Raw genomic sequence first — 11,287 nt, 5'->3', positions numbered from 1 at the left:
GGGCGTACGGGCGAAGTGGGCGGCCGGGCCCATTGGGCGGGCAGGTGGCTCACACGCGGGGGAAGCGGGCCTGGAGGTCCCAGATGCCCGGTCGGTGACCTACGCCGTCTGCCCCACCGCCCTTGCGGTGGGAGGCTGTTGGGTGGTGAGCGGGAAAAGTTCACTACCCCAGTCACCGCGCCCGCTTCAAGAACCGTGGCGTGTGACGGGTGTCACCGAACAAGTTTCACGGGGTGGGGAACTTACACCCTCCCTACAAGCGGTCAATTTAATATGTGCAATTGCACTGCCCTTTGAGGACTTCGAATCGAGAGCGCCAGGTCGCCACAGAGAGCCCCCTCCAGGGGCCCTGACGGCGTCCTGACCGCCACCGGAGGCGACGTCGGCGCCGGGCCGACCCGGCCGCCATGAGCGGCCGGAGAGCGGCCGTACACAAAAAGATCGCGCTGGACCCGGCGGAGTCCAGCGCGATCGGTGACGTACCCAGATGAAGCGGGTGTGGAGCCTGTTGGGGCAGGCGCCGCGTCGTATGAAGCTGTAGTGCTTGGTGGAGCAGGTCGAGCTTTGTGGTGCGATGTCGGCATTTCCCGGGTTGGGGGGCCCGAAAATGGCCTGGTTATGCGGTTATTCAGGCCTCGCTGCGCTGCTGCGGGATACCCGCGAGCAGTGCGCGGACCTCAGCCTCGCGGTAACGCCGATGCCCTCCGAGCGTGCGGATGGACGTGAGCTTGCCTGCCTTGGCCCAGCGGGTCACCGTCTTCGGGTCCACGCGGAACATCGTGGCAACCTCAGCGGGGGTAAGCAGCGGCTCGGCGTCAGGGGTGCGAGCGGTCATGAGCGGCCTCCTCGGGAGAACCGAACCATCACGGTTCTTTCCTCTAAATTCTGCACCTTGACCCGCGTTGCCCGAAATGGCGGACGCGGGCCGAGTCGGTTATAGGACGAACGGCTTGTCCTCGGCACTACAACTACACCATCTGTCCAGCCACGTCGGCCAAACCGATGGAATTGCCCTCTCAGGTGTTCAACCTCGGCGGAAGCCGATGGACCATGCCATAACGGACAGTCACGCGACCGTGACGATCAGTCACAACGTAATCAGGCGTCACGAGACCCCTCAAGGAACGCAATACCGATCTATCCGCCCTTAGTTGGACGGAAGGAGCCCCAGTAAGGCTCCTTGTCCTATTTTGGCACGAGGGTACGTCTTGGAGGCAAGGCCCGAAGTCAGTGCTTTAGGTCACGCTTGCGCCAATAGCCCGGATCAGGACCTACGTCCCGCGCCCGCCGCCCTTAGCTGGAGAACTGGCGCTCACGTACCGCGCGCCACCGCTCCGAGAGCTTCTCGTAGGCGGCGCCGGCCCGCTCGCCGTCCCCGTCGCGCAGCGCCGCCAGTCCTTCCGCCACTTCCGCGGCGGAGCGGTCCTCGGCGAGCTGCCCTTCGGGCACCGCGTGCACCAGGCCTCCGTAATCCAGCTCCACGAGAGAACGCGGGTGGAATTCTTCGAGCCAGCGCCCCACATCTACCAGGCCGTCGATCAGCGGACCCTCTTCGAGGGAGTCCCGCAGCGTCCGGAGTCCGCGCGCGACCCGCCGCCTGGCCTGCACCATTGGCGTCCGGTAACGCAGCAGATGCCCCGCGTCACCCTTGGTGAACTCGCGCTCGGCGTCGTCGAACAGCACGAACCAGCGGACCGGGACATGCCAGGTGGCGACCCGGATCCAGGGCCGCGCGTCCGGGTTGCGCTCGCGCCACTGCTCGTAGTCGGTAACCGCCTGCCGGCGCACCACCGGGGGCAGCGCCGCATCCAGCACCGCCGCCGGAAGCAACTCTTCCAGCCCCTCCAGCGCCTGCCAGCCGCGCAGCCGGGTGCGCCACGGGCAGACGCAGACCACGTCGTCCACGACGGCGATGAAGGCGTCGGCGCTCTCGTGGACCGGCACCGGCACGGGGGGCACCGGCAGCAGATCGGCCAGCGCCCGGCGCTGCTCGTCCTGCGCGGTGGGGGTGTCCGCTCGCTTGGCATAGCGCGCCCAGTGGGAGCGCTCCGGCTCGGGGAACGCTGCCAGCGGCTCATAGACCCGCAGATATGCCATATACGGGACCATCACCGACGACGCCAAGGCCACGCCCGCTCCTTCAGAGGGAAGTCCGTTGGGATCCGTTCAAAGTACGTGCACTGCGTTCGCTGCGTTCTGCGTTCAAGGGGGAGCCCGCCGCCTGGAGTTCTCTGCCCCGCCGACCTGGGATACGGCAAATCGTCCCACGCCCCTCCCCCGCGAGGGGGTGATCCCCCGTACCCGGCCGATCAGCGCGCCCCGCAGGTCTTACGCTCTTCACAACCGGCCCTCCCCACCCGCAGGGGGGCGTCCTCCGCGACATATGGGAGTCACCACAGTGACCGACGTACGTCCTGCCGCCGTCAGCGCCGACGGCGGCGTCCTGCACACCCTGTTCCGTACGGAACAGGGCGGCCATGAGCAGGTCGTTCTCTGCCAGGACCGCGCCAGCGGCCTCAAGGCAGTGATCGCCATTCACAGCACCGCCCTGGGCCCCGCCCTCGGCGGCACCCGCTTCCATGCGTACGCCTCCGAGGAGGAGGCCGTGCTGGACGCTCTCAACCTCTCGCGCGGCATGTCGTACAAGAACGCGCTCGCCGGGCTGGATCACGGTGGCGGCAAGGCCGTGATCATCGGTGACCCCGATGTGATCAAGACCGAGGAACTCCTGCTCGCCTACGGCCGGTTCGTGGCCTCCCTCGGGGGCCGCTATGTCACCGCGTGCGATGTCGGTACCTACGTCGCCGATATGGACGTCGTCGCCCGTACGAACAAGTGGACCACCGGCCGCTCCCCCGAGAACGGCGGCGCCGGCGACTCCTCCGTCCTGACCGCCTACGGCGTCTTCCAGGGCATGCGCGCCTCGGCCCAGCACCAGTGGGGCGACCCGACGCTGCGCGGCCGTACGGTCGGCATCGCGGGGGTCGGCAAGGTGGGCCACCATCTGGTCGAGCACCTCCTCCAGGACGGCGCCGAGGTCGTGATCACGGACGTCCGCGCCGAGTCGGTGGACCGGATCCTCGCCCGGCACCCCCAGGTGACCGCGGTCGCCGACACCGAGGCGCTGATCCGCACCGAGGGCCTGGACGTGTACGCGCCGTGCGCCCTGGGCGGCGCGCTGAGCGATGACTCGGTGCCGGTGCTGACCGCCAAGGTGGTGTGCGGCGCGGCCAACAACCAGCTCGCCCACCCCGGCGTCGAGAAGGACCTGTCCGACCGCGGCATCCTCTACGCCCCCGACTACGTCGTGAACGCCGGCGGCGTCATCCAGGTGGCCGATGAGCTGCACGGATTCGACTTCGACCGGTGCAAGGCCAAGGCGGCGAAGATCTTCGACACCACGCTGGCGATATTCGCTCGCGCGAAGGCGGACGGCATTCCGCCGGCCGCGGCGGCCGACCGGCTCGCCGAGGCGCGGATGGCCGAGGCCAAGGAGGGCAACCGCGCCTGACCCGCCCGGGGCTCGAACAACGATCTCCTGGCCGAAAACATGCCCTTGTGCGGCCCGCCATGGGTGATTGGGGAGACATCCCTCACCACCCGTCGGCGGGTCGCCGTACAGGACAGGTTAAAATCGCAGGTGACCAGTGGGGGAAGGGCGACCTGCAGGTCATGCCGAGCGGTGGGTGATGCGGGCGACGTACCGTATGGCCGCGGAAGCAGGTACCGTTAAAGCTCTACGGGCCGGTCTCTCTGTGCGAGAGTCCGCTCTGAATCATGAACGCGTGTCAAGACTCTGGGGCCACTGAGCCCCGTCATTGAGGGGGTCGACCCATGGGGCGCGGCCGGGCCAAGGCCAAGCAGACAAAGGTCGCCCGCCAGCTGAAGTACAGCAGCGGTGGGACGGATCTCTCACGACTGGCCGACGAGCTGGGTGCATCGCCGTCGAGCCAGCAGCCGCCGAACGGGGAACCGTTCGAGGATGACGAGGACGACGACCCGTACGCCCAGTACGCGGATCGGTACAACGATGACGACGAAGACGAGGGAGACTCCTCCGACCAGCGTCGTCGCGCTTGACGTTCTGCACGCTCACGCGTACGCGGCACCAAGAAAGCATCGAGGACCCGGTCCTGGGCATCTGCCCAGGACCGGGTTCTGTGCTGCTCAGGCGAGCGCAGCTGTTCGGGTCATCGCCTGGCCGGACACCCGGATGGCCGATAGGGCCGCCGGCGGTGCGGCGGCCCCGTAGATCGGCCGGCTCAGCTCGCGTAGTTCCCGGTCAGCGTCACGGCCTCGGTGTGCTCGCCCCGGTCGACGATCTCGCCGCTGACCCAGGCGTCCACTCCGCGGTCCGCCAGCGTCGTCAGGGCGACCTCCACCGACTCCTGCGGCACGACGGCGATCATGCCGACGCCCATGTTCAGGGTCTTCTCCAGCTCCAGCCGCTCGACGGAGCCCGCCGCGCCGACCAGGTCGAAGACCGGGCCCGGCGTCCAGGTGGCGCGGTCGACGGTGGCGTGCAGGCCGTCCGGGATGACCCGCGCGAGGTTGTTCGCGAGCCCGCCGCCGGTGATGTGCGAGAAGGCGTGCACGTCGGTCGTACGGGTCAGGGCCAGGCAGTCCAGCGAGTAGATCTTGGTGGGCTCCAGGAGCTCCTCGCCGAGCGTGCGGCCGAACTCCGGGACCTCCCGGTCCAGGGCCATCCCGGCCCGGTCGAACAGCACGTGCCGGACCAGCGAGTACCCGTTGGAGTGAAGTCCGGAGGATGCCATCGCGATCACCGCGTCGCCCGTTCGGATGCGATCCGCGCCCAGCACCCGGTCGGCCTCGACGACGCCCGTACCGGCGCCGGCGACATCGAACTCGTCCGCGCCCAGCAGCCCCGGGTGCTCCGCGGTCTCGCCGCCGACCAGCGCGCAGCCGGCCAGGACGCAGCCCTCGGCGATGCCCTTGACGATCGCCGCGACCCGCTCGGGGTAGACCTTGCCGACGCAGATGTAGTCCGTCATGAACAGCGGCTCGGCACCGCAGACGACCAGGTCGTCGACGACCATGCCGACGAGGTCGTGGCCGATGCTGTCGTAGACGCCCATCTTGCGGGCGATGTCGACCTTGGTGCCCACGCCGTCGGTGGCCGAGGCCAGCAGCGGGCGCTCGTACCGCTTGAGGGCGGAGGCGTCGAAGAGGCCGGCGAAACCGCCGAGCCCGCCGACGACCTCGGGGCGGGTGGCCTTCTTCACCCACTCCTTCATGAGGTCCACGGCGCGGTCGCCGGCTTCGATGTCGACGCCCGCGCTCGCGTAGCTGGCACCAGTTGATTCACCGGACATGGCTGAGAACTTTCGTTTCGGGTGGGTACGGCTCTACGGGCGACGCAGCGCGTCGGCGCCGCCGACTCCGGCCGTGAGCGTCTGGACGCCGTCCACGTCGGACTTGGTCGGCGCCGTGGTCTCCGACTCCAGGAGGTGCTTGCCCAGCAGCTCCGGGTCCGGCAGCTCCATCGGGTACTCGCCGTCGAAGCAGGCGCGGCACAGATTCGGCTTGGCGATCGTGGTCGCCTCGATCATGCCGTCGATGGAGATGTACGCCAGCGAATCGGCGCCCAGCGACTTGCCGATCTCCTCGACCGACAGACCGTTGGCGATCAGCTCCGCGCGGGTGGCGAAGTCGATGCCGAAGAAGCACGGCCACTTGATCGGCGGGGACGAGATCCGGATGTGGACCTCGGCGGCACCGGCCTCGCGGAGCATCCGGACCAGCGCACGCTGGGTGTTGCCGCGGACGATCGAGTCGTCGACGACCACCAGGCGCTTGCCGCGGATGACTTCCTTGAGCGGGTTGAGCTTGAGGCGGATACCGAGCTGGCGGATGGTCTGCGAGGGCTGGATGAACGTCCGGCCGACGTAGGAGTTCTTGACCAGGCCGGAGCCGTACGGGATGCCGCTGGCCTCGGCGTAGCCGACCGCGGCGGGCGTGCCGGACTCTGGCGTCGCTATCACCAGGTCGGCGTCGGCCGGCGCCTCGGCGGCCAGCTTGCGGCCCATCTCCACGCGGGAGAGGTACACATTGCGGCCGGCGATGTCGGTGTCCGGGCGGGCGAGGTAGACGTACTCGAAGACACAGCCCTTGGGACGGGCCTCGGCGAAGCGGCTGCTGCGCAGGCCGTTCTCATCGATGGCGACCATCTCGCCGGGCTCGATCTCCCGGATGAAGCTGGCGCCGCAGATGTCGAGGGCGGCGGTCTCGGAGGCCACCACCCAGCCGCGCTCCAGGCGGCCGAGGACCAGCGGGCGGATGCCCTGCGGGTCGCGGGCGGCGTAGAGCGTGTGCTCGTCCATGAAGCAGAGCGAGAAGGCACCCATGACCTTGGGGAGCACGCGGGGCGCGGCTTCCTCCACGGTCAGCGGCTTGCCGTCCTCGTCGACCTGGCCGGCCAGCAGGGCCGTCACCAGGTCGGTGTCGTTGGTGGCCGCGACCTGGGTCGCGCGGCCGCCCTCGCGGGGCAGCGCAGCGACCATCTCGGCCAGCTCGGCGGTGTTGACCAGGTTGCCGTTGTGGCCGAGCGCGATCGAGCCGTGCGCGGTGGCACGGAACGTCGGCTGGGCGTTCTCCCACACCGAGGCACCGGTGGTGGAGTAGCGGGCATGGCCCACGGCGATATGGCCCTGGAGGGAGCCGAGGGAAGTCTCGTCAAAGACCTGGGAAACCAGGCCCATGTCCTTGAAAACGAGGATCTGGGAGCCGTTGCTCACCGCGATGCCCGCGGACTCCTGTCCACGGTGCTGCAGCGCATACAGCCCGAAATAGGTGAGTTTGGCGACCTCTTCGCCCGGAGCCCAGACACCGAAGACGCCGCAAGCGTCCTGGGGGCCCTTCTCGCCGGGGAGCAGGTCGTGGTTGAGTCGTCCGTCACCACGTGGCACGTCCATGAGTCTAGGGCAGGTCGCGGATTCATCCGAACCGGGGACGGTCCCGAACCTGGATGAGTACATGAACGCAGCGTTAAGCGTGCTTGACGCGGCCGCGCGGCCGCGGCCAGGATTTCTCCTCATGCAGACCCCGCAGCCCTTGGCGCACCTGGGGTGCCGCCGGGTGCCCCGCCTCGCGCGGCCCCTCGTACGGCGCCGCCACATCGACCTCGGTCGTGTCGCCGGCGCCCTCTGTCGCTGCGCGTCTGTGTAGTCGCCGCGGGTAGCGACGGACCTCTACGGGGCCTTCCGCTACCCCCCTGAGCTGCACCTTCTCTCACCTTCACCGTCTCGCCCGGCATGCCGGATTTTCTGCGTATGCGGTGTTTGCCGTATATAGCCGCGTCCTGTCCGTGTGAGATACGCGACGCCCTCCCGCCCGCCGCCGTCCCCGGGGGCCGACGCGCCGCATCACGGCCCATCACGACCTCTCTGGAGAGCCGAACCGATGTCTTCCGTCGACCCTGCCCACCCTTCCCGCCCCGCCCGGCCTTCGGTGCCCGAAAAGTCGGACACCTCCGCACGCTCCGCCCTATCGCGCCGCAGCTTCGGCGGCCTGGCCGGCGGTGTGGGTGCCGCGGCCGCCGTGGGCGGGCTCGCCGCCGCGGGCGCGCCGAGCGCTGCCGCCGCCGAGGTGCCCGGCTTTGCGGAGCGCCCCTTCCACGCCACCCCCGGCCGCCGCTCGCGCCGCCCCAACATCCTGTTCATCCTGGGCGACGACCTCGGCTGGGCGGATCTGTCCTCCTACGGCTCGCCGGACATCCGCACCCCCCACCTGGACCGGCTGGCCCGCCAGGGCGTCCGCTTCACCCAGGCCTATGCGGGCTCCGCGACCTGCTCCCCCACCCGCTTCTCGCTCTATACGGGCCGCTATCCGGGCCGTACCGAGGGCGGCCTCGCCGAGCCGATCGCCGACAAGAGCGCCGGCCTCGCCCCCGACCACCCCACCCTCGCCTCCCTGCTGCGCGGCGCCGGCTATGCGACGGCGCTGATCGGCAAGTGGCACTGCGGCTATCTGCCGGACTACAGCCCCACCAAGTCGGGCTGGGACACCTTCTTCGGGAACTTCGGCGGGGCGCTGGAGTACTACTCGAAGCTGGGGCTCGCCGGGGAGTACGACCTCTACGAGGGCGACGCCGAATACAAGGACCTGCGCTACTACACGCGGATCATCACCGAGCGGGCCGTCGACTACGTCACCGGGCGGGCCGAGGCCGAGGCCGGCACCCGTACGGACCGGCCCTGGCTCCTCAACCTGAACTTCACCACTCCCCACTGGCCCTGGATCGCGGACGGCGACAGGGAGGAGAGCGCGAAGATCGTCCGCCGGATCAAGGCGGGCGAGCCGGGCGCCCTGTGGCACCAGGACGGCGGCTCGCTGGCGAAGTACCGGGAGATGGTCGAGGACCTGGACCGCTCGATCGGCGAAGTGCTGGCCGCCCTCAGGCGCTCCGGCCAGGAAGAGGACACCCTCGTCTTCTTCGCCAGCGACAACGGCGGCGAGCGCTGGTCCTACAACTGGCCGCTGTCCGGGAACAAGGCCTCGCTCCAGGAGGGCGGCATCCGCGTGCCGACCATCGTGCGCTGGCCCTCCCGGCTCGCCGGCGGCCAGGTCAGCCATGAGCCGGTGTTCACGCCGGACTGGACGGCGACCCTGCTGGAGATCGCGGGGGCCCGGCCGGACCGCGCGTACCCGCTGGACGGTACGAGCCTGGCGGGCTATCTGCTGCGCGGCGAGCGGCTCGCCGAGCGCGATCTGTTCTGGCGGGTACGCGGCGAGCGGGCGCTGCGCCGCGGCGACTGGAAGTACTACCGGGGCAAGGACGGCAAGGACCGGCTCTTCGACGTGACGAACGACCCCCGCGAACAGGCCGACAAGGCGGCGGACGAGAAGCAGCTGCTGGGGCGGCTGCGGGCCGCCTGGGAGGCGGTGGACGGGACGCTGCTGGCCTATCCGGAGAAGTAACCGCGCCGCCTTGATCAGCTCAGTACGGGCAGATACCCGCCGATGTCGGCGCGCTCGCCGCTGGCGCTGACGGCCGCCGCGTCCAGCGCCTCGCCCCATGCCGTACGGCCGGTGGCGAGGCGCAGCCAGGTCAGCGGGTCGGTCTCGACGACGTTCGGCGGGGTGCCACGGGTGTGCCGGGGCCCCTCGACGCACTGCACCACCGCGAACGGCGGCACCCGGACCTCGACCGATCCGCCGGGCGCCTTGACCGCCAGCGCATCGGCCAGCAGCCGGGTGGCTATCGCCTGGGCCTGCCGGTCGTACGGGATCTCCGTGCCGGTGGCCGCCGCCAGGTCGTCGGTGTGCACCACGAGCTCGATACACCGGGTGACCAGGTAGTCCGCCAGCCGCATCGCGCCGACGCGGGTGGTCATGACCCGGTCGTCGGCGGCCTGCGGGAGCGCGTCGGCGAGCCCCTCGGCGGTGCGTGTGAGCAGGTCGTACGGGTCGTTGGCGGCGGCCAGGGCGCGGGTGTCGGCGTCGATCCCGGCCGCCACCGGCGCGGTCGCGAACGGCCAGTCCATCAGCTCGGTCTCCACCCGCGACGGGGCCGGCTCCCGCAGATTCCGCGCCACGCTGCCGACCGCCATCGACAGATGCGCCACCAGCTCCCGCACGGTCCAGTCCCCGAGCCGGGTCGGCAGCGCGAACTGCTCGGGCGCAAGCCCCTGCACGGCCTCCCGGACATGATCGAACTGGGCCGTGACGGCGGCACGGGTCTTCTTCGCGTCGTACTGACGAACGCGCGGCTTCCGGGCGGCGGATGACATGTGATGAGCGTAGGCGGCACCACTGACAGCCGCCCCGGAATTCAGCGGCCGGGCACCGGCGCCGGCGCACCGGCGACCACGAACGTCTCGCCGTTGTGCGGGACACCGACATCCCGCCAGGTGAAGGGCACGCCGTCGGCGGTGTCCGGGTCGGCGGTGTTCATCAGCTGGAAGTGGACGTGCGGTTCGGTGCTGTTGCCGGAGTTGCCGCACTGGCCGAGAGACTGCCCGGCCCGCACCCGGTCGCCCGGCCGGACGGTGAGCGAGCCGCGCCGGACGTGGGCGTAGAGCGCGTACGTCCCCTCGCCCAGGTCGAGGATCACATGGTTGCCGATCACGCGCCGGGAGCCGCCCAGCGAGCGGACGAGCGCCTCGACGAGGAAGAAGTAGGCGAGCGCGAGCCAGGACGTCCGGCTGAGGTGGTCGCGCTGGCCGTGCTCGGCGCGGACGACGGTGGCATCGGCGACGGCGAGCAGATCCGCACCGAACGCCGGGAAGTCCTCGCTGCGCCGCGCCACGGGCCACCAGCCGAAGCCGGGGCGGGAACCGTCCTCCGGCTCCGCCGTGATGTCGATGGCGTAGGCCTGTCCATAGGCGCGGGTGCCATGGCTGGGGACCTTGTCGGCGGGGCTGTTCAGCGCCTTCCAGCGGCCGGTGACCGGTGCGGCGACCGCTACCGCCTCGACGGTGGACGCGGTCACCGGGCGCTCCTCGGCCTCGGCGGCCCGGCGGTTCACCCCGAATCCGATCAGCAGCCACAGGCCGAGCGGGAGCCAGCGCCACCAGTCGAGGCCGTCGACGAAGTGGCTCGCGACGAGTGTCACCACCCATGCCAACAGGCAGATGCGGGCGGCCCACTGGGCGATCTTCCGCCAGGACCGGGATCCGGCGGACCGGGTCCGGGCGGGCTGGGTCTGGGACTTCATCGGTGTTCCCCCTTGAATCGGCCGGGCGGGGTCAGCGCCCGGCGGCGGTCAGTATCACCAGCAGCGGGACGACCCGGGCGGCGGGCACCTCGTAGCGGCCGCGGGCGGCCGTGTGCAGCCAGCCGGCGGCGGTCAGCTGCCGCAGGTGGTGGTAGATCTGGCCGGTCGTGCCGGTGCCGTCGAGCTCGGTGAGTTCGGCGGCGGTGCACCGGCCGCCGAGGATCTCGCGCAGCAGCCGCAGCCGTACGGGCTGGCCGAGCGCCGCGAAGGACTCCGCGGCATCGCCCCAGTCGCCGTCCAGCACGGTGTCGGTGCCCAGGCCGTACTGCCATTCGTAGCGGTGCCCGGTCGGAGTCCGTACGGCACCGGCGAACATCACTCCGCCGTTGTCCGCGCCCAGTTCGGCGAGCTGCTCCTTCAGGCCGTGCAAGGCCCAGAAGTCGTCGCCGGGGTCCCGTTCGGGCGAGGGCGAGGGCGAGGGCGCCGGTGGGCCGTACGCCGGCCCGGCCGTCCGCTCGGCGGCGCGCTCCAGCGCGGCCAGCCGGCGCTCCAGATCCACGACCCGCTGCTCAAGATCCACAGTTGGAGATTACGTAATTACGTAATTCCTGG

At 70.3% G+C, this 11,287-nt stretch carries 11 protein-coding genes; 4 read left to right on the top strand and 7 right to left on the bottom strand.

Going from position 1 to position 11,287, the window contains the following annotated elements; genetic code table 11:
* Window positions 1-628: 628 nt before the first annotated feature.
* Window positions 629-835, bottom strand: coding sequence for a developmental transcriptional regulator BldC (bldC, locus tag AB0D04_RS24845; protein WP_003949541.1), 207 nt, complete (start codon window positions 833-835; stop codon window positions 629-631).
* Between the two features lie 458 nt (window positions 836-1,293).
* Window positions 1,294-2,130 (bottom strand): hypothetical protein, encoded by an 837-nt coding sequence (locus AB0D04_RS24840; RefSeq protein ID WP_362707170.1) that lies wholly within the window; start codon window positions 2,128-2,130, stop codon window positions 1,294-1,296.
* 253 nt (window positions 2,131-2,383) lie between these two features.
* On the opposite strand from AB0D04_RS24840, the gene AB0D04_RS24835 reads away from it, so the two are divergent.
* On the top strand, window positions 2,384-3,511 hold the full coding sequence (locus AB0D04_RS24835) for a Glu/Leu/Phe/Val dehydrogenase dimerization domain-containing protein (RefSeq protein ID WP_362707168.1): 1,128 nt from the start codon (window positions 2,384-2,386) through the stop codon (window positions 3,509-3,511).
* Between the two features lie 323 nt (window positions 3,512-3,834).
* Window positions 3,835-4,080: a DUF3073 domain-containing protein gene (locus AB0D04_RS24830; RefSeq protein WP_362707165.1), complete on the top strand. Its 246-nt coding sequence runs from the start codon at window positions 3,835-3,837 to the stop codon at window positions 4,078-4,080.
* 182 nt (window positions 4,081-4,262) lie between these two features.
* On the opposite strand, the gene purM is transcribed toward AB0D04_RS24830, so the two are convergent.
* Window positions 4,263-5,333: a phosphoribosylformylglycinamidine cyclo-ligase gene (gene purM / locus AB0D04_RS24825; RefSeq protein ID WP_362707162.1), complete on the bottom strand. Its 1,071-nt coding sequence runs from the start codon at window positions 5,331-5,333 to the stop codon at window positions 4,263-4,265.
* Between the two features lie 33 nt (window positions 5,334-5,366).
* Complete coding sequence (gene purF, locus AB0D04_RS24820) at window positions 5,367-6,926, bottom strand: amidophosphoribosyltransferase (RefSeq protein ID WP_362707159.1); 1,560 nt, start codon at window positions 6,924-6,926, stop codon at window positions 5,367-5,369.
* A 4-nt stretch (window positions 6,927-6,930) separates the two neighbouring features.
* Between purF and AB0D04_RS24815 the strand changes: the two genes are divergently transcribed.
* Together AB0D04_RS24815 and AB0D04_RS24810 are read left to right on the top strand one after the other, a co-directional pair.
* Window positions 6,931-7,185, top strand: a complete 255-nt coding sequence (locus AB0D04_RS24815) for a putative leader peptide (protein ID WP_362707156.1) — start codon at window positions 6,931-6,933, stop codon at window positions 7,183-7,185.
* A gap of 234 nt (window positions 7,186-7,419) precedes the next feature.
* Window positions 7,420-8,937, top strand: coding sequence for a sulfatase-like hydrolase/transferase (locus AB0D04_RS24810; protein ID WP_362707154.1), 1,518 nt, complete (start codon window positions 7,420-7,422; stop codon window positions 8,935-8,937).
* Between the two features lie 14 nt (window positions 8,938-8,951).
* Here the strand turns inward: AB0D04_RS24810 and AB0D04_RS24805 are convergent, their stop codons facing one another.
* Genes AB0D04_RS24805 through AB0D04_RS24795 form a run of 3 tightly spaced genes read right to left on the bottom strand, consistent with a single transcriptional unit; the run spans window position 8,952 to window position 11,255 of the window.
* Entirely contained in the window at window positions 8,952-9,749 is a 798-nt protein-coding gene (locus AB0D04_RS24805) for a sterol carrier family protein (RefSeq protein WP_362707151.1), read from the bottom strand.
* 41 nt (window positions 9,750-9,790) lie between these two features.
* Window positions 9,791-10,675 carry a M23 family metallopeptidase gene (locus AB0D04_RS24800; RefSeq protein ID WP_362707148.1) on the bottom strand — a complete coding sequence of 295 codons (885 nt, stop codon included), beginning with the start codon at window positions 10,673-10,675 and terminating at the stop codon, window positions 9,791-9,793.
* Between the two features lie 31 nt (window positions 10,676-10,706).
* On the bottom strand, window positions 10,707-11,255 hold the full coding sequence (locus tag AB0D04_RS24795) for an ArsR family transcriptional regulator (protein ID WP_362707146.1): 549 nt from the start codon (window positions 11,253-11,255) through the stop codon (window positions 10,707-10,709).
* Between the last annotated feature and the right edge of the window lie 32 nt (window positions 11,256-11,287).

Source organism: Streptomyces sp. NPDC048483 (assembly GCF_040651455.1).
GTDB lineage: Bacteria > Actinomycetota > Actinomycetes > Streptomycetales > Streptomycetaceae > Streptomyces.
The sequence above is the reverse complement of the archived record's forward strand: the minus strand, read 5'-3'. Positions and strand labels throughout refer to the sequence as shown.

What these genes read in the sequence shown, in the direction of transcription:
- AB0D04_RS24805 (WP_362707151.1), bottom strand. Translation starts at nt 9,749, where the DNA reads ATGTCATCCGCCGCCCGGAAGCCGCGCGTTCGTCAGTACGACGCGAAG.
- AB0D04_RS24835 (WP_362707168.1), top strand. Translation starts at nt 2,384, where the DNA reads ATGGGAGTCACCACAGTGACCGACGTACGTCCTGCCGCCGTCAGCGCC.
- AB0D04_RS24810 (WP_362707154.1), top strand. Translation starts at nt 7,420, where the DNA reads ATGTCTTCCGTCGACCCTGCCCACCCTTCCCGCCCCGCCCGGCCTTCG.
- AB0D04_RS24815 (WP_362707156.1), top strand. Translation starts at nt 6,931, where the DNA reads ATGAGTCTAGGGCAGGTCGCGGATTCATCCGAACCGGGGACGGTCCCG.
- AB0D04_RS24830 (WP_362707165.1), top strand. Translation starts at nt 3,835, where the DNA reads ATGGGGCGCGGCCGGGCCAAGGCCAAGCAGACAAAGGTCGCCCGCCAG.
- bldC (WP_003949541.1), bottom strand. Translation starts at nt 835, where the DNA reads ATGACCGCTCGCACCCCTGACGCCGAGCCGCTGCTTACCCCCGCTGAG.
- AB0D04_RS24800 (WP_362707148.1), bottom strand. Translation starts at nt 10,675, where the DNA reads ATGAAGTCCCAGACCCAGCCCGCCCGGACCCGGTCCGCCGGATCCCGG.
- purM (WP_362707162.1), bottom strand. Translation starts at nt 5,333, where the DNA reads ATGTCCGGTGAATCAACTGGTGCCAGCTACGCGAGCGCGGGCGTCGAC.